Source organism: Chromobacterium indicum (assembly GCF_039708975.1).
Classification (GTDB): Bacteria; Pseudomonadota; Gammaproteobacteria; order Burkholderiales; family Chromobacteriaceae; genus Chromobacterium; species Chromobacterium piscinae.
In genome coordinates this window covers 126796-142753 of record NZ_JAYFSJ010000004.1, presented here as the reverse complement: position 1 = coordinate 142753, position 15958 = coordinate 126796, and the positions used below count along the sequence as shown (strand labels likewise).

The following is a 15958-nucleotide window of genomic DNA, read 5'->3' as shown; positions in this document are numbered from 1 at the left end:
AGAACCTACTCTCACCCCCATCACAAGCCAGACAAATCAGCCGCGCTCTTCCTAGAGAATGTTTGCTCTATTAATAAAACCTAATGATTAAAATGAAACACATCATTATCGCATCCGTGTTGAGCCTGTCCGCCCTAACCGCCCACGCCGCCGACAACGGCGCCTACGTGTTCGGCAATCTGGGATACAACTCCAGCAAAATGAAAATGTTCGGCGATACCGGAGGCGTGCAACTGCAAAACAACAAAGCGGGCGGCGCCAGCTGGGAAATCGGCGCCGGCTACCGCATCAGCCCCTACCTGGCGACTGAACTGTCCTACGCCGATTTCGGCAAGATGCAAGGTGATATCTCCAACAACAGCGACAAAACCACTGCGTCGATTGCTCTGCGCGCCGAGCGCGTGGCTGTCCTCGGCATTCTGCCGGTGGCGGACAATCTGGAAGTGTTTGGCAAACTCAGCCTGAACAATGTTCATGCCAACGCCAAGTTCCAGAACTCCGAAGGGTCAGGCTCCGAAAAGAAAAGCAACGTCAAGGCCGGCATCGGCTTCGGCGCCAGCTACGCCGTCAACAAGAACTTGTCCGTGCGCGGCGAATACGAATACATCGCCGCCCGTTACCAGGCAGGGGACGATGCAGGCCTGAAAACCAATGGCATCAATCTGTTCAAAGCCGGCCTGAGCTACCAGTTCTAATTAAGCCGTGCCGATTGCCCGCCTCCCGGCGGGCAATTTTCATTGCCCCTCCGCCTCATCTTCGCGATGTCGCCTCTGCTACAATCTGCTCCAACTTCCTTGCGAGACAGATCCCACCATGAGCCACCCGCATAGCGACGCCGTCAAATCCTTCCTGCTGGACCTGCAAGACCGCATCTGCGCGGCGCTGGAACAGGCCGACGGCAAAGCCCAGTTCGCCGAGGACGCCTGGAGCCGCGAAGCCGGCGGCGGCGGGCGCAGCCGGGTGCTGAAGGATGGCGAGGTGTTCGAGCAGGCTGGCGTCAATTTTTCCCACGTCCACGGCGATGCGTTGCCCGCCTCCGCCACCGCGCACCGGCCGGAGCTCGCCGGCCGCCGCTTCGAGGCGATGGGCGTGTCGCTGGTGATTCATCCGTCCAATCCGCACGTGCCCACCAGCCACGCCAACGTGCGCTTCTTCATCGCGGAAAAGGACGGCGAGGCGCCGGTGTGGTGGTTCGGCGGCGGCTTCGACCTGACCCCGTATTACCCGCAAGAAGAAGACGCCGTGCACTGGCATACGGTGGCGCGCGACCTGTGCGCGCCGTTCGGCGGCGAGGTCTACCCGCGCTACAAGAAATGGTGCGACGAATACTTCCACCTGAAGCACCGCAACGAGGCGCGCGGCATCGGCGGCCTGTTCTTCGACGACCTCAACGAATGGGGCTTCGACAAGAGCTTCGCCTTCACCCGCGCCGTCGGCGACGGCTATCTGGACGCCTATCTGCCCATCGTCGCCCGGCGCAAGGAACAGGCCTGGGGCGACCGTGAACGCCAGTTCCAGCTATACCGCCGCGGACGCTACGTCGAGTTCAACCTGGTCTGGGACCGCGGCACGCTATTCGGCTTGCAGTCGGGCGGCCGCACCGAATCCATCCTGATGTCGATGCCGCCGCTGGTGCGCTGGGAATACGGCTACCAGCCGGAGCCGGGCAGCCCGGAAGCCAGGCTGTACACCGACTTCCTGCCGCCGCGCGACTGGGTGTGAGCCGCTGCCGGTTACAAACGGGCAACGCACAGGGGCTGGCGGATCGGTTATCCTAGCCAGTTCGCTTTTTTGACCGATTTCGATCGACGATTCCGGAATACCGATGCACACCACCAAGGCCACCGTCGTGCCGCGCGCGCAGGAAATCGCGCTGTGGCTGCTGTTCGCGCTGATCTGGTTCGGCAGCCTGGGCTACCGCGGCCTGATCCATGCCGACGAGGGCCGCTACGCGACGATCTCGCTGTTCATGCTGCACAGCGGCGACTGGATCACGCCCCGCCTCAACGGCCTGCTCTATTTCGAGAAGCCCATCCTGCAATACTGGATGGGCGCGCTGAGCTTCGCCGCCTTCGGCGTCAATGAATTCGCCGCCCGCTTCTGGCCGGGACTCACCGGCTTCCTCAGCGTGGCGGCGGTGTCGCTGACCGCGCGGCGGCTGTGGGGCATCGACGCCGGGCGCCACGCGGCGCTGGCCGCCGGCGGCATGGCCTGGATCGTCGCCAACAGCCATTTCCTGTCGCTGGACATGGGCGTCAGCTTTTTCCTGACCGTGGCCCTGTGCGGCTTCCTGCTGGCGCAACGCGAAGAGGCCGGCCGCGAGGAAACCCGCTGGGCGATGTGGCTGACCTGGGCGGCGATGGCCGGCGCCACGCTGAGCAAGGGCCTGATCGGCCTGTTGATCCCCGGCGCCACCCTGGTGCTGTACAGTCTGGTCAACTGGCAATGGGCGTTCTGGAAACGGATGCACTGGCTCAGCGGCCTGGCGCTGTTCTTCGCGCTCACCGCGCCGTGGTTCGTGCTGGTTTCGGAGCGCAATCCGGACTTCGCCCACTTCTTCTTCATCCGCGAACACTTCGAGCGCTTCCTCACCACCGAGCACAAGCGCACCGGCGCGCCGTGGTACTTCGTGCCCTATCTGATTCTCGGCCTGCTGCCGTGGACCACGCTGCTGCCCCGCATCGTCAAGGACGCCTGGGCCGACCGAGCCGCCGGCCTGCGCATCGGCCGCCTGCTGCTGATCTGGTGCGTGTTCATCTTCGCCTTCTTCAGCAAGTCCAGCTCCAAGCTGCCGTCCTACATCCTGCCGATGTTCCCGGCGCTGGCGCTGATGTTGGCGCACAACCTGTCGCAGATGGCGCCGGGCGAGCTGAAAAAACATATCGTCCTGCCCGCGCTGCTCTGGCTTGCGCTGCTGGCCGCCTGGCCGTTCGCCGGCCGCTTCGCCAATCAAGATTCGCCGCTTGAGGTGATACAGCCCTTCGCGCATTTCATCGCCGCCGGGGCCGCAGCCTTCCTGATCGCGGCCGTGTTCTCCTGGCGCGCGCTGGGGAAGGAACGGATGCTGGCCGCCGTCGCCGCGCTGTCCTTCGGCAGCCTGATCGCGGTGACGCTGGCCGCCTGCGGTCACGACAGCTACGGCCGCCTGAAGGGCAGCAAGGACATCGTCGCGCGGATCCAGCCTTACCTGACGCCGGACAGCGAAATCTACTCGGTCCGCTACTACGATCAGACCTTCCCCTACTATGTCGGCCGGCCGGTGACGCTGGTGGACTTCGTCGACGAGTTCGAATTCGGCGAGGGGCAGGAGCCGCAACGCTGGCTGCCGCGCCTCGAGCAATTCGCCGAGCGCTGGCGCGCCGCGCCCGAGGCGGTGGCGATGCTGGGCGACGACACTTATCGGGAATTGCAAAAGCAGGGCCTGCCGATGAAGGTGATCTACCAGGACCCGCGGCGGATGGTGGTGGCGAAGCCTTAAGACTTTCGCCACGAAACCCACAAAAGACACGAAATATACGTTGCGGCCATCGAATTTGCTTCGTGTTGTTTCGTGGATTGCGTGGCTAATTAAGATGACAACATGAAACTGATTGAATTCGGATTGATACTGTTCGGCGTGCTGCTCAATGCCGCCGCGCAGCTGTGTTTGAAAGCCGGCGTGCGCCAGATCGGCCACTTCGACTTCTCGCTGGCCAACGCCTGGCCGACGGCCTGGTCGCTGGCCACCAACCTGCCCATCATCGGCGGCCTGTCCTGCTACGCGATCAGCGTGGTGGTGTGGATCATGGCGCTGTCGCGGGTGGAGGTCAGCGTCGCCTACCCGATGCTGTCCATCGGCTACGTGGTCAACGCCCTGCTCGCCTACTGGATGTTCGGCGAAGCGCTGGCCGCGCAGAAGCTCATCGGCATCGCCGTCATCATCGTCGGCGTGGTGCTGGTCGCCCGCAGCTGATTTTCGCAAAGGTCCGATATGGAATTCCTGCCCTTTACCCGTCCCGCGATAGACGAGGACACCATCGCCGCCGTCGGCGAAGTGCTTCGCTCCGGCTGGATCACCACCGGCCCGCGCTGCCAGCAGCTGGAGGCCGAGCTGTCCGCCTTCTGCGGCGGCCGTCCGGTGCGGCTGGCCGCGTCGGCCACCGCCGCGCTGGAAATGGCGCTGCAGATCGCCGGCATCGGCCCCGGCGATGAGGTCATCACCTGCCCGCTGAGCTGGATCGCCACCGCCAACGTGATCATGAAGGTGGGCGCGACGCCGGTGTTCGTCGACGCCGACCCGGCCACCCGCAACATCGACCTGGCCAAAATCGAAGCCGCGGTCACGCCGCGCACCCGCGCCATCATCCCGGTGGACCTGGCCGGCCTGCCGGTGGACCGCGACCGGCTGTACGACATCGCCCTCCGCCACAAACTGCGCGTGGTGGAAGACGCCGCCCAATCCATGGGCGCCGGCTGGAACGGCGAGGCCATCGGCCGCGGCGGCGACCTGGTGTCGTTCAGCTTCCATGCCAACAAGAACATGACCAGCGGCGAAGGCGGCTGCCTGGTGCTGAACAACGCCGAAGAAGCGCGGCTGTTCGAGAAGCTGCGGCTGCAGGGCGTCACCCGGCTGTCGGACGGCACCATGGACGTGGACGTGCTGGGCGGCAAGGCCAATATGACCGACATCGCCGCGGCGATCGGCCTGGGCCAGCTGAAAAAGCTGGACGGCTTCAACGCCCGCCGCCGCGAGCTGGCCCGGCTGTATTTCCAGCATTTCGACCGCTCGCTGGGCTGCGAGCTGCCGCCGGAAGACTTTGCGAACAGCAACTGGCACATGTTCCAGCCGCTGTTGCCGCTGGCGCGGATGAGCGTGTCCCGCGGCGAGTTCATCGCCCGGATGAAGGCGGAGAACATCGGCGTCGGCGTCCACTATCCGGCGATGCACCTGTTCGCGCTGTTCCGAGACAAAGGCTACGCCGAAGGGCAATATCCGGTAGCCGAAGACATCGGCGCCCGCACCGTCACGCTGCCGCTGTTCCCCGCGATGCGCGACGAAGACGTGCTCCGCGTCTGCCAAACCTTCAGCGCCGCGCTGCGCGCCGTTTTACACTGAGATACATGAATACCGACATCAACCTTTCCGTCGTCATCCCGGTCTATAACGAGCAGGACGTGCTGCAGGCGCTGTTCGACCGCCTGTACCCGGCGCTGGACGCGCTGAACCTGCGCTACGAGATCGTGTTCATCAACGACGGCAGCCGCGACAAGAGCGCGGCTATGCTGGCCGACCAGTTCGGCCTGCGGCCCGACGTCACCCGCGTGGTGCTGTTCAACGGCAACTTCGGCCAGCACCGCGCCATCCTGGCCGGCTTCGAACATAGCCGCGGCGAGCGCGTGGTGACGCTGGACGCCGATCTGCAGAATCCGCCGGAAGACATCCAGCTGCTGCTGGCCGAGATGGACAAGGGCCACGACTACGTCGGCTCCATCCGCCGCCAGCGCAACGACAGCATGTGGCGCCACCTGGCCAGCCGGGCGATGAACCGCCTGCGCGAGAAGCTGACCCGGATCAAGATGACCGACCAGGGCTGCATGATGCGCGCCTACAGCCGCCGCATCATCGACACCATCAACCAGTGCAACGAGTTGCACACCTTCATTCCGGCGCTGGCTTACCAGTTCTCCCAGCATCCGACCGAGATCGTCGTCGGCCATGAGGAGCGCTTTGCCGGCGAATCCAAGTACTCGCTGTACAGCCTGATCCGGCTGAACTTCGACCTGATGACCGGCTTCTCCATCGTTCCGCTGCAATGGTTCTCGCTGATGGGCATGGCGGTGTCGGCCGGCTCCGGCCTGTTGGTGGTCTACCTGCTGCTGCGCCGGCTGATCCTGGGGCCGGAAGTGGGCGGCGTGTTCACGCTGTTCGCCCTCGCCTTCTTCCTGATCGGCCTCGCGCTGTTCGGCATCGGCCTGTTGGGCGAGTACATCGGCCGCATCTACCAGGAAGTGCGCTCGCGTCCGCGCTACGTGATCCAGGCGGTGCTGGAGCAAAAGGGAGGCCAGGCATGAGCCGCGCCGTCGTCTTCGCCTACCACAACGTCGGCGTGCGCTGCCTGAAGGCGCTGATCGGCCGCGGCGTCGAGGTCGCGCTGGTGGTCACCCACCAGGACAACCCGAACGAAAACATCTGGTTCGCCAGCGTGTCCCAAGTCGCCCGCGACTACGGCATCCCGGTCATCACGCCGGACGATCCCAACGCGCCGGAAGTGGTGGAGCAGGTCCAGGCCTGCCAGGCCGATTTCCTGTTCTCCTTCTACTACCGCCACATGCTGAAGGCGCCGCTCTTGGAGACCGCGCAGCGCGGCGCGTACAATATGCACGGCTCGCTGCTGCCCAAGTACCGCGGCCGGGTGCCGATCAACTGGGCTGTCATCCACGGCGAGGCCGAAACCGGCGCCACGCTGCACCAGATGAACGTCAAGCCGGACAACGGCCCCATCGTCGACCAGATGGCGGTGCCCATCCTGCCGGACGACTCCGCCGACGAGGTGTTCGCCAAGGTGACCGTCGCCGCCGAAATGGTGCTGTGGCGCAGCCTGCCCGGCCTGATCGCCGGCGACGCGCCGCACGTTCAGCAGGACCTGAGCCTGGGCGACTACTTCGGCGGCCGCAAGCCGGAGGATGGCCGCATCGACGCGCGGACCTCGGCCGAGCGGCTGCATGATTTCGCCCGCGCGCTGACCCGGCCGTTCCCCGGAGCTTTCGCCGACACCGCCGCCGGCCGCCTGCTATTGTGGAAAACGCTGCGGGCGGGCCGCGCGGCGCCGACTGAACGCGCCGAACTGCGCTGCGCCGACGGCCGCTTGTGGCTGCATTGCGCCGACGGCGGCCGCCTGGCGGTGCTGGAGGCCGAGCTGGCCGGCCAGCCGCTGACCGCCGACAACTTCGCCGCCCGCGTCGCCGCCGACGCGCTGGCGCTGTGAACCGATTACCGAATTCGATTTTCCGCCCGCGGGCGGTTGAGGACATCCAATGAAAAAAGTACTGATCCTGGGCGTGAACGGCTTCATCGGCCACCACCTGACCAAACGCATCATCGAGACCACCGACTGGCACATCTACGGCATGGACATGCACGATGACCGCGTGGCCGAGTGGAAGGACCACCCGCGCTTCCACTTCTTCGAGGGCGACATCACCATCAACAAGGAGTGGATCGAGTACCACGTCAAGAAGTGCGACGTGGTGCTGCCGCTGGTGGCCATCGCCACCCCGTCCACCTACGTCAACAACCCGCTGCGCGTGTTCGAGCTGGACTTCGAGGCCAACCTGCCCATCGTCCGCCAGTGCGTGCAGTACAAGAAGCACCTGGTGTTCCCGTCCACCTCGGAAGTGTACGGCATGAGCCAGGACGCCGAATTCGACCCGGAAAACTCCCAGCTGATCTACGGCCCGATCAACAAGCCGCGCTGGATCTACGCCTGCTCCAAGCAGCTGATGGACCGCGTGATCCACGCCTACGCGATGGAAGAGGGTCTGAACTACACGCTGTTCCGTCCGTTCAACTGGATCGGCGGCGGCCTGGACAACATCAACACGCCGAAGGAAGGCTCCAGCCGCGTGATCACCCAGTTCTTGGGCCACATCGTCCGCGGCGAGACCATCAAGCTGGTCGACGGCGGCCACCAGAAGCGCGCGTTCACCTATGTCGACGACGGCATCAGCGCGCTGATGAAGATCATCGAGAACAAGGACGGCAAGGCTTCCGGCCAGATCTACAACATTGGCAACCCGGTCAACAACTACTCGATCCGCGAACTGGCGCAGATGATGCTGGACCTCGCCCGCGTCTACCCGGAATACCAGCTGAACGCCGACAAGGTGCAAGTGGTGGAAACCACCTCCGGCCAGTACTACGGCAACGGCTACCAGGACGTGCAGAACCGCGTGCCGAAGATCGCCAACACCATGGCCGATCTGGACTGGAAGCCGACCGTCTCCATGGCCGACGCCCTCAAGGGCATCTACGACTACTACCGCGACCAGGTGGCGGCCAGCCGCGATCTGTCGGAGTAATATCGGCGCAGGCTGAGTTTCGGCCCGTCGAAATGCCGCTCATTCCCGAAAGGGTGGGCGGCATTTTAAATGCCCGGCCAACCTGATTGTGTCCGCTACGCGGACAGATATTTGCATGGCGGGGCTGCCCGCCAAGCAGGTCGGGGAGCTGTCTCGCCAGCTCCCCGACACCCCTAGGCGACCCCTCTGCCCGAGAAACCCCGGCAAAACAGCCAGAGTCCAGGCGCCGCCGATCGAAAAAACGGCGGCTTAACCCCCCCTGGCCTCAGGCTGTTTTACCGGCACGGGCAGAAGGGGATCATGGCGGCGCTCGACAAACCATTCGCTACACTCGAGCCTCTGCAGATAATCCTGACGAAAAACATCGATAGTCCGCCATGACTACCCATATAGACATCCGTGCCTACAACCCGACTTGGCCACAGTGTTTCCAAACCGAGCGCCTGCAAATACTGGCGGCGCTTGGCCCGCTAGCCGACGCCAGCGCGATCGAACACATCGGCAGCACCGCCGTGCCAGGCCTCGCCGCCAAATCCATCATCGACATCATGCTGGGACTGCCCGCTCTCAACGACATAGAGCCGTATATCCCGGCGCTGAAATCGGCAGGTTTCCATCTTCAACCGCAGATGGCCGCCGCCATGCCGGATCGGCATGACTTCGCCAAACCGGCCGCCCATCCGCGAAGTCCATCTGCACGCGGTGGCGCTGGGCAGCGCCTTCTGGCGCGACAAACTGGCCTTCCGCGACGCGCTGCGCGCCGATGCGCGCCTGGCTGGGCAATATGCGGATCTGAAGCGGCGACTGGCGCAGTGCCACGGCGGCGACCGCGCCGGCTATGCCCGCGCGAAGAGCGCTTTTATCGCCTCCGTGTTGGCGATGGCGGCCGGAAAACCGCACGGCAAGCCCGTCGCGCGGTAAACTCGCCAGCGATTCCGAATACTTGAACCTGCCATAACAATGAAAAAACTCGCCCTGAAGATAGACGTCGACACTTGGCGCGGCACCCGCGAAGGCGTGCCGCGGCTGATTGAGGCGCTGAAGCGGCATGACGCCGGCGCCACCTTCCTGTTCAGCCTGGGCCCGGACCACACCGGCCGCGCGATCAAGCGCGTGTTCCGTCCCGGCTTCCTGTCCAAGGTGTCGCGCACCTCCGTCGTCGAACACTACGGCATCCGCACCCTGCTGTACGGCACCGTGCTGCCGGGCCCGGACATCGGCCGCCGCGAAGCGGCCCTGCTCCGCGGCGTGCGCGACGCCGGCTTCGAGGTGGGCATCCATTGCTGGGACCACATCAAGTGGCAGGATTACGTCGCCGGCAAGGACGCGGCCTGGACCCGCGCCGAGATGCACAAGGCGGCCAGGCGCTTCCGCGAAATCTTCGGCGAAGAGGCCCGCACCCACGGCGCCGCCGGCTGGCAAATCAACGACGCGGCGCTGGCCTACCAGCAGGAGCTGGGCATGCGCTACGCGTCCGACGGCCGCGGCAGCCACCCGTTCCAGCCGCTGGACGCCGCTGGCCGGCCGCTGGGCGTGCCGCAGTTGCCCACCACGCTGCCGACGCTGGACGAACTGATCGGCCTGGACGGCCTGAGCAACGACAACGTCCACGAGCATCTGCTGAAACTGACCGAGGCCGAGACCGCCACCGGCCACGTCTACACGCTGCACGCGGAGCTGGAAGGCATGCGGCTGATGGAAGTGTTCGACCGCCTGCTCGACGGCTGGAAGCGGCAAGGCTACCAGCTGGTCAGCTGCGTCGATCTGTTCGACAGCCAGGATCTCGCCAATCTGCCGTCCGGCCGGGTGGTGATGGGAGAGATTCCCGGCCGCAGCGGCACGCTGGCGCTGCAGGCCTGATCCGCCTCCCGAACGCCCCGCCCGCGCGGGGCGTTTTGCATGGAAGGGCTATGCTGAAAGTCTCTTCCTGTCGGAAACGCCGCCATGGACATCTCCTACGCCGAACGGCTGCTGCTGGCCAGCCTGGCCTTCCACTACGCCGTACTGATTCTCTGGTTCTGTCTGTTTTTCTTCTGCCGCGGCTGGCTGTACCGGCTGCACAGCCGCTGGTTCAGGCTATCCGAGCCGGCGTTCGACCTGCTCAACTACGGCGGCATCGGCCTGTACAAGATCCTGGTGTTCGTGTTCAACCTGGCGCCGCTGCTGGCGCTGTGGCTGACGGCGCGCTGAAGCCCGCCTCCATCCAATAAACTCCATCATCCCCGACGCTTGCCTGCCGCTCGATGGCGGAGTCGGAAATACGTCATTTCACAGACATCAGGATCAATACGCGCCGACACAGGCTGTAGCTTCAGCACGCCATGGCGATGCTGCGCCAATTCCGGGTTTGACTAGCGGCTCCAGGCCTCGCCGCTTTCTTGGCACTCCTGCTGCCGATACCGGGCCATGTCCCGCCAACCCGTTCGCCCCCCCCCAGCCAGGCTGGCCAGCTCCCACATTCATGGACTTCCATGTCATACCCATCGCGGCTCCGGGCCATCCAAATATTTACATGGGTTAATTATTAAAAATAAAATATTCTTTTAGCTTGCCACTCTTGATGGAGCATGCACATGCTTAATGCGATCAGCCCATCGTCTTCCCCGATAACGACAAGCTCGCGCAGCGAAGCGGCCAAGCCCGCCGCCGCCAATCCGGCGAACGCCTCAAGCCCAAGCAGCGTGGAGACGCAGATCTCTCCGCTCGCCCGCTTGCTCGGCGAGAGCATGTCCCTGATGAAACAGCGTGAAAGCACGCTGAGCCGCGGCGAAATGGCCAGCATCGCCGACTCCGCGCTGAATGCGATTTGCGGCCCAGGCTACGACGCGCTCAAGTCGGTCCACTACCAGCAAAAACCATCCGATCCCGATCCGGCCAGGCAAAAGCTGGCAGCCGACGCCAACGCATTTCTCGAGGCGGATGGAAAAAACAGCCAACACGCGCTGAACCCGTTTGCCGGGCTCAACCGCGATGAGCTGGATGCGGTGGCATCGGACGACAGCGGCCGCTACACCGTGAATGAACGACGCGCCGCTTATTTGGAGGCCTATGACATGGAACAGGCCTGGCGCCGGCAAGTCATGGCCGCGGGCCAGGCTGAGCGCGAGGCCACGGGGTCCCGGCGTCATTTCTACGAAGAAATATTGAATCATTACCAGGCCTTGCCCCCGCTGGAACAATCCCTCTATCCGGCAAGCTACAGCCAGAAATTACAGGCCCATATCCAGAGAGAGCCGGCCATCGAAAACGACAGTTTCGACTGGTACCAAAAATTTCCCCTAGCCGCCGGCGACAAGACCCCCACCTAACCCACTGACAAAAGACGATATGCACAAGATCACGCTTGCCGCCGCACTGCTTGGATTAAGCTCCAGCATCGCCCTTGCCGGCCCCACCGTTACCGTCACCTTCAAAAACCAGGGCAAAACCGATGTCCGATACCAGGTGATCGGCAAAAATGAAATCGAAACCCAGGCGAACGCCTCGCCGAAACCCGTCTCCGTCGTGCCGGCGGGCCGCAGCGACACTTACTATATCGCCAGCCCGCTCAGCCCCGACGTCAACTACGCCTTCGTTCGCTACACCGACGGCGCGCGCCAGTGCGAATTCCGCACCACCTTCGTCAATGTGCCCAAGCCGGGCGGCCTGTTGAACAACGGCGTGATTCCCAAAGTGCCGCAGTGGAACAAGACCGCCTCCGGCAGCGGCGGCGCGTTCTGCAATGCCGAAATCACCTACTACAACATGGCCACGCTGGAGTGGTCGGTCGAGTTCACCATGCGTTGAAGCGCGTAGCCGAACCAACGCAAACGGCGACGGTCTCGCGACCGACGCCGTTTTTGCTGTCGCCGGAACCGGCTTACAGCTCGCGCTTGTTCAGGAACAGCGTCAGGCTGAGCCCGCCCTCGCCGTCGTTCTGCGACTGGATGTTCTTCAAAGTGATGCCCGACGGCAGCAGCACGCTGATGCCGTGGCCGACGCCGTAGCGCGACAGCGTCTTCTCCAGCTGCTTGGCCACCCCCTTGGCCGGCAGCCTGGCTTCGTCGTCCAGCTCGAAGCCGTACGACTCCGCCGCGCTGCCCAGCGCCACTTCCACTTGCTCGCGCGGCACGAAGCGCTCGGCGGCGGCGGTCAGCGCCTTGGCCTGCACCTCTTCCGGCTGGCTTTCCACCAGCTGCAGCAGCTCATCCTTGAAGCGCGCCTGCTGCATCGGGTCTTCAATCTCGCCCGACAGCTGCTCCACCACGCTGGCCAGCATCTTGCTGCTGGACGCCTTGTCCGGCACGCGCAGCGCCTTCAGGAAATCGTCCAGCCAGAACTTGGCCTCGCGGCTCAGCCGATCCACCGCGTACACCGTCGGGCCGTGCTCCAGGATCAACGCGCCCTTGTCGATCAAGCGCGGATTGATGCCGGAGGCGTGGCTGATGTCGAACACGCCGGCGCCGTCGATGATGGTGAGGAAGTCGTCGCGGATCTCGGACTTGAACACGCCCAGCGCCCGCATCTCGCGGTCGCCGTCGGACAGCCCGGCGAACTGGATCACCAGCAGGTCGCCGGCGCTGATGTTGGGATGCTGCGAGCGGCCGTACAAATGCTTGGCGATGCGCTGCGACACCTCGAGGAAATCCACCTCGCCGCGGAAAAACTGGCGGGTGTAATGGTAGACCTCGTTCAGGTTGAGGTCGGTCTCGTGGACGAATTGGTGCTTCTTGCGGTCGGACACAATGCCCTTCAGATAGCCGTCCAGCAACAGGCCGGAAACCGCCTCGTCCACCATCGTGGTGCGCTCGGACAGCTGCAGCGGCTCGCCGCGCGTCGGGTTGCCCACCCGGTGCACCACCATGCATTCCACTCTAGATTCCGCTATCACCATCGCCGCGCTCCCGCAAAAGAATGCGCGATTATTGTCGCGCCCCGCCGGCTTGGCAAGCGCCGCCGGCCAGACTGTCGGCGAGAAAATCCACCAGCAGCCTCACCTTGGGGCTGAGCTGGCGGTTATGCGGATACAGCGCCCAGATGCCCTCTTCCGGCTCCGCATAGTCGGCCAGCACCTCCACCAGCGCGCCGCTAGCCAGATGCGCGGCCACGTAGTAATCGGGCAGCTGCGCCAGGCCCATGCCGCGCATCGCGGCCTCGGCCAGCGGCGCGGCGGTGCTGCAGCGCATCCGCCCCTGCACGCGGAAGGTCTGCCGGCGGCCGTTCACCTGCAGATGCCAGCCGTCATTGCCGATCTGCAGGCACTGGTGCTGCAGCAGCTCCTGCGGCCGCCGCGGCGCGCCGTGGCGCGCCAGATAGTCCGGCGACGCGCAGACATGGTGGCGCCGCTGCCCCAATTTACGCGCCATCAGCGAGGAATCGGTCAGGCGGCCTATCCGTATCGCCAGATCGTAGCCGTCGTGCACCAGATCTTGCACCTGGTTGGACAGATCCAGGCTCACCTCCAGCAGTGGATAGCGCTGCATGAACTCCAGCACCAGCGGCGCGATGTGGCTGTGGCCATAGGCCAGCGGCGCGGTCAGCTTCAGCTGGCCTTGCGGCTCTGCCTGCAGCTGCGACACCGCCTGCTCGGCATCCGCCAGCGATTCCAGCAACTGGCGGCAGTGCGTCAAATACAACTCGCCAGCCTCGGTCAGGCTGAGCTGGCGGGTGGTGCGGTACAGCAGCCGCGCGCCCAGCCTCTCTTCCAGCTGGCCGACCTGGCGGCTGACCTGGGCGATGGAGATGCCCAGCCGCCGGGCCGCCCGGGTGAAGCTGCCGCTATCGGCCACGGCGGCGAATTCCTGCATTCCTTCCCAGCTGGCCATTTTTTCTCCACGGAAAAAATCATTTACCAATCTGGCCGATTATCGACAACCAGCAAAAAAATACAATGGCCGATTACCCAGAAACCCGTCAACGTGGAAAAGGAATCGCTGATGAGCCAGGACATCATTCGCTGCAAGGCCGCCGTGGCCTGGGCCGCCGGCCAGCCGTTGAGCATCGAAGAAATCGAAGTGCATCCGCCCAAAGCCGGCGAGGTGCGCGTGAAGATGGTGGCCACCGGCGTCTGCCACACCGACGCCTTCACCCTGTCCGGCGCGGATCCGGAAGGCGTGTTCCCCAGCATTCTCGGCCATGAAGGCGGCGGCATCGTCGAATCGATCGGCCCCGGCGTCACCAGCGTGGCGGTGGGCGACCACGTGATCCCGCTGTACACGCCGGAATGCCGCGAGTGCAAGTTCTGTCTGTCCGGCAAGACCAATCTGTGCCAGAAGATCCGCGCCACCCAGGGCAAGGGCCTGATGCCGGACGGCACCAGCCGCTTCTCCAAGGACGGCCAGCCCATCTACCACTACATGGGCACCTCCACCTTCAGCGAATACACGGTGCTGCCGGAAATCTCGCTGGCCAAGGTGAACAAGGCCGCGCCGCTGGAGGAGGTGTGCCTGCTGGGCTGCGGCGTCACCACCGGCATGGGCGCGGTGGTCAACACCGCCAAGGTCAAGGCCGGCGACAGCGTGGCCGTCTTCGGCCTGGGCGGCATCGGCCTGTCCGCCATCATCGGCGCGCGCATGGCCGGCGCCGGCCGCATCATCGGCATCGACATCAACGAAGGCAAATTCGAACTGGCGAAGAAGCTGGGTGCCACCGACTGCGTCAATCCCAGCCATTTCGACAAGCCTATCCAGGACGTGATCGTGGAAATGACCGACGGCGGCGTCGATTTCTCCTTCGAGTGCATCGGCAACGTCAAGGTGATGCGCGCGGCGCTGGAATGCTGCCACAAGGGCTGGGGTGAATCGGTGATCATCGGCGTGGCCGGCGCCGGCCAGGAAATCTCCACCCGCCCGTTCCAGCTGGTCACCGGCCGCGTCTGGCGCGGCAGCGCCTTCGGCGGCGTGCGCGGCCGCACCGAGCTGCCGGAATACGTGGAGCGTTACCTGAAAGGCGAATTCCGCCTGGACGACTTCATCACCCACACCATGCCGCTGGAGCGGGTCAACGAGGCCTTCGATCTGATGCACGAGGGCAAGAGCATTCGCTCCGTCATCCATTACGCGCCGGAGACGGCATGAGCGGGCTGGAGAAAATAGCCGACAACCTGGCCTTCGGCGGCCGCCAGCAGCAATGGCTGCATGATTCGGCCACGCTGGGCTGCCGGATGCGCTTCAGCGTGTTCCTGCCGCCGGCGGCCGAACACGGCAAGCTGCCGTGGCTGCTGTGGCTGTCCGGCCTCACCTGCAGCGACGAGAACTTCAGCCACAAGGCCGGCGCTCAGCGCCTGGCGGCCGAGCTCGGCATCGCGCTGGTGATGCCGGACACCAGCCCGCGCGGCGAGGGCGTGGCCGACGATCCGGCCTACGACCTGGGCCAGGGCGCCGGCTTCTATCTCAACGCCGAGCTCGAGCCGTGGCTCCGCCACTATCGAATGTACGACTACGTCAGCCAGGAGCTGCCGGCGCTGCTGCGCCGCCATTTCCCGCTGAACGGCCGCTGCGCCATCGCCGGCCATTCAATGGGCGGCCACGGCGCGCTGGTCTGCGCGATCCGGCGGCCGCAGGACTACGTGTCGGCATCGGCGTTCAGCCCGATCTGCCAGCCGACCCAGGCGCCGTGGGGCCGCAAGGCCTTCGCCGCCTATCTGGGCGACGACGAGGCGGCCTGGGCCGAGTGGGACGCCAGCCTACTGCTGGCCGAGCGCGGCTGCCCGCTGCCGCTCAGGGTGGACATCGGCCTGGCCGACGCCTTCCTGGCCGAGCAGCTGCGTCCGGACGCGCTGCAGCAGGCGGCGCGCCGCGGCGACGCGCGGCTGGAGCTGCACCGCCACGCCGGCTACGACCACAGCTACTACTTCGTCGCCAGCTTCATCGACGAGCACCTGCGATTCCACGCCCGCCACCTGCTGGCCTGAGGCTGACTC

At 64.8% G+C, this 15958-nt stretch carries 16 protein-coding genes and 1 pseudogene; 15 read left to right on the top strand and 2 right to left on the bottom strand.

The genetic code is table 11. The annotated features are described in order from the left end of the window. Positions 1 to 92 precede the first annotated feature (92 nt). From VA599_RS07110 to VA599_RS07045, 13 genes and pseudogenes are all read left to right on the top strand, one after another. Positions 93 to 695: an outer membrane beta-barrel protein gene (locus VA599_RS07110; RefSeq protein WP_346788078.1), complete on the top strand. Its 603-nt coding sequence runs from the start codon at positions 93 to 95 to the stop codon at positions 693 to 695. Positions 696 to 813: 118 nt separating this feature from the next. Then, the gene (gene hemF, locus VA599_RS07105; RefSeq protein ID WP_104945441.1) at positions 814 to 1722 is read left to right on the top strand and encodes an oxygen-dependent coproporphyrinogen oxidase; all 909 of its coding nucleotides are present in this window, start codon (positions 814 to 816) and stop codon (positions 1720 to 1722) included. A 103-nt stretch (positions 1723 to 1825) separates the two neighbouring features. Further along, a complete protein-coding gene (locus VA599_RS07100) occupies positions 1826 to 3478 on the top strand; it encodes a phospholipid carrier-dependent glycosyltransferase (RefSeq protein ID WP_346788077.1) in 1653 nt (550 codons plus the stop codon). A 102-nt stretch (positions 3479 to 3580) separates the two neighbouring features. Further along, positions 3581 to 3952, top strand: coding sequence for an SMR family transporter (locus VA599_RS07095; RefSeq protein ID WP_104945443.1), 372 nt, complete (start codon positions 3581 to 3583; stop codon positions 3950 to 3952). Between the two features lie 18 nt (positions 3953 to 3970). Continuing rightward, a complete protein-coding gene (locus VA599_RS07090; protein WP_346788076.1) occupies positions 3971 to 5095 on the top strand; it encodes a DegT/DnrJ/EryC1/StrS family aminotransferase in 1125 nt (374 codons plus the stop codon). A 5-nt stretch (positions 5096 to 5100) separates the two neighbouring features. Further along, entirely contained in the window at positions 5101 to 6051 is a 951-nt protein-coding gene (locus VA599_RS07085) for a glycosyltransferase (RefSeq protein WP_346788075.1), read from the top strand. Beyond that, positions 6048 to 6965, top strand: a complete 918-nt coding sequence (locus VA599_RS07080; RefSeq protein ID WP_346788074.1) for a formyltransferase — start codon at positions 6048 to 6050, stop codon at positions 6963 to 6965. Before VA599_RS07085 ends, VA599_RS07080 begins: the two co-directional genes overlap by 4 nt. A gap of 49 nt (positions 6966 to 7014) precedes the next feature. Continuing rightward, a complete protein-coding gene (locus VA599_RS07075) occupies positions 7015 to 8058 on the top strand; it encodes a bifunctional UDP-4-keto-pentose/UDP-xylose synthase (protein ID WP_021476904.1) in 1044 nt (347 codons plus the stop codon). A gap of 377 nt (positions 8059 to 8435) precedes the next feature. Beyond that, positions 8436 to 8979, top strand: a pseudogene (locus VA599_RS24140) (GrpB family protein). 39 nt (positions 8980 to 9018) lie between these two features. Next, positions 9019 to 9918 carry a 4-deoxy-4-formamido-L-arabinose-phosphoundecaprenol deformylase gene (locus tag VA599_RS07060; RefSeq protein WP_104945449.1) on the top strand — a complete coding sequence of 300 codons (900 nt, stop codon included), beginning with the start codon at positions 9019 to 9021 and terminating at the stop codon, positions 9916 to 9918. An 84-nt stretch (positions 9919 to 10002) separates the two neighbouring features. Beyond that, complete coding sequence (locus tag VA599_RS07055) at positions 10003 to 10248, top strand: DUF6868 family protein (protein ID WP_260454688.1); 246 nt, start codon at positions 10003 to 10005, stop codon at positions 10246 to 10248. A gap of 383 nt (positions 10249 to 10631) precedes the next feature. Then, complete coding sequence (locus VA599_RS07050; protein ID WP_346788071.1) at positions 10632 to 11366, top strand: hypothetical protein; 735 nt, start codon at positions 10632 to 10634, stop codon at positions 11364 to 11366. Between the two features lie 19 nt (positions 11367 to 11385). Continuing rightward, on the top strand, positions 11386 to 11844 hold the full coding sequence (locus tag VA599_RS07045) for a hypothetical protein (RefSeq protein ID WP_346788070.1): 459 nt from the start codon (positions 11386 to 11388) through the stop codon (positions 11842 to 11844). Positions 11845 to 11917: 73 nt separating this feature from the next. Here the strand turns inward: VA599_RS07045 and VA599_RS07040 are convergent, their stop codons facing one another. Together VA599_RS07040 and VA599_RS07035 are read right to left on the bottom strand one after the other, a co-directional pair. After that, positions 11918 to 12931, bottom strand: coding sequence for a nucleoid-associated protein (locus VA599_RS07040; RefSeq protein WP_021476912.1), 1014 nt, complete (start codon positions 12929 to 12931; stop codon positions 11918 to 11920). Between the two features lie 28 nt (positions 12932 to 12959). Then, positions 12960 to 13862: a LysR substrate-binding domain-containing protein gene (locus tag VA599_RS07035; RefSeq protein WP_021476913.1), complete on the bottom strand. Its 903-nt coding sequence runs from the start codon at positions 13860 to 13862 to the stop codon at positions 12960 to 12962. A gap of 111 nt (positions 13863 to 13973) precedes the next feature. Between VA599_RS07035 and VA599_RS07030 the strand changes: the two genes are divergently transcribed. Next, a complete protein-coding gene (locus VA599_RS07030; RefSeq protein WP_429838556.1) occupies positions 13974 to 15113 on the top strand; it encodes an S-(hydroxymethyl)glutathione dehydrogenase/class III alcohol dehydrogenase in 1140 nt (379 codons plus the stop codon). Between the two features lie 5 nt (positions 15114 to 15118). Further along, positions 15119 to 15949 (top strand): S-formylglutathione hydrolase, encoded by an 831-nt coding sequence (gene fghA / locus VA599_RS07025; protein ID WP_429838573.1) that lies wholly within the window; start codon positions 15119 to 15121, stop codon positions 15947 to 15949. The last annotated feature ends 9 nt before the right edge of the window (positions 15950 to 15958 follow it).

Coding starts and splice junctions, on each gene's coding strand:
- VA599_RS07030 (WP_429838556.1), top strand. CDS start 13,974: ATGAGCCAGGACATCATTCGCTGCAAGGCCGCCGTGGCCTGGGCCGCC.
- VA599_RS07035 (WP_021476913.1), bottom strand. CDS start 13,862: ATGGCCAGCTGGGAAGGAATGCAGGAATTCGCCGCCGTGGCCGATAGC.
- VA599_RS07040 (WP_021476912.1), bottom strand. CDS start 12,931: ATGGTGATAGCGGAATCTAGAGTGGAATGCATGGTGGTGCACCGGGTG.
- VA599_RS07050 (WP_346788071.1), top strand. CDS start 10,632: ATGCTTAATGCGATCAGCCCATCGTCTTCCCCGATAACGACAAGCTCG.
- VA599_RS07085 (WP_346788075.1), top strand. CDS start 5,101: ATGAATACCGACATCAACCTTTCCGTCGTCATCCCGGTCTATAACGAG.
- hemF (WP_104945441.1), top strand. CDS start 814: ATGAGCCACCCGCATAGCGACGCCGTCAAATCCTTCCTGCTGGACCTG.
- VA599_RS07110 (WP_346788078.1), top strand. CDS start 93: ATGAAACACATCATTATCGCATCCGTGTTGAGCCTGTCCGCCCTAACC.
- VA599_RS07075 (WP_021476904.1), top strand. CDS start 7,015: ATGAAAAAAGTACTGATCCTGGGCGTGAACGGCTTCATCGGCCACCAC.
- VA599_RS07045 (WP_346788070.1), top strand. CDS start 11,386: ATGCACAAGATCACGCTTGCCGCCGCACTGCTTGGATTAAGCTCCAGC.
- VA599_RS07100 (WP_346788077.1), top strand. CDS start 1,826: ATGCACACCACCAAGGCCACCGTCGTGCCGCGCGCGCAGGAAATCGCG.
- VA599_RS07060 (WP_104945449.1), top strand. CDS start 9,019: ATGAAAAAACTCGCCCTGAAGATAGACGTCGACACTTGGCGCGGCACC.
- VA599_RS07055 (WP_260454688.1), top strand. CDS start 10,003: ATGGACATCTCCTACGCCGAACGGCTGCTGCTGGCCAGCCTGGCCTTC.
- VA599_RS07090 (WP_346788076.1), top strand. CDS start 3,971: ATGGAATTCCTGCCCTTTACCCGTCCCGCGATAGACGAGGACACCATC.
- VA599_RS07095 (WP_104945443.1), top strand. CDS start 3,581: ATGAAACTGATTGAATTCGGATTGATACTGTTCGGCGTGCTGCTCAAT.
- VA599_RS07080 (WP_346788074.1), top strand. CDS start 6,048: ATGAGCCGCGCCGTCGTCTTCGCCTACCACAACGTCGGCGTGCGCTGC.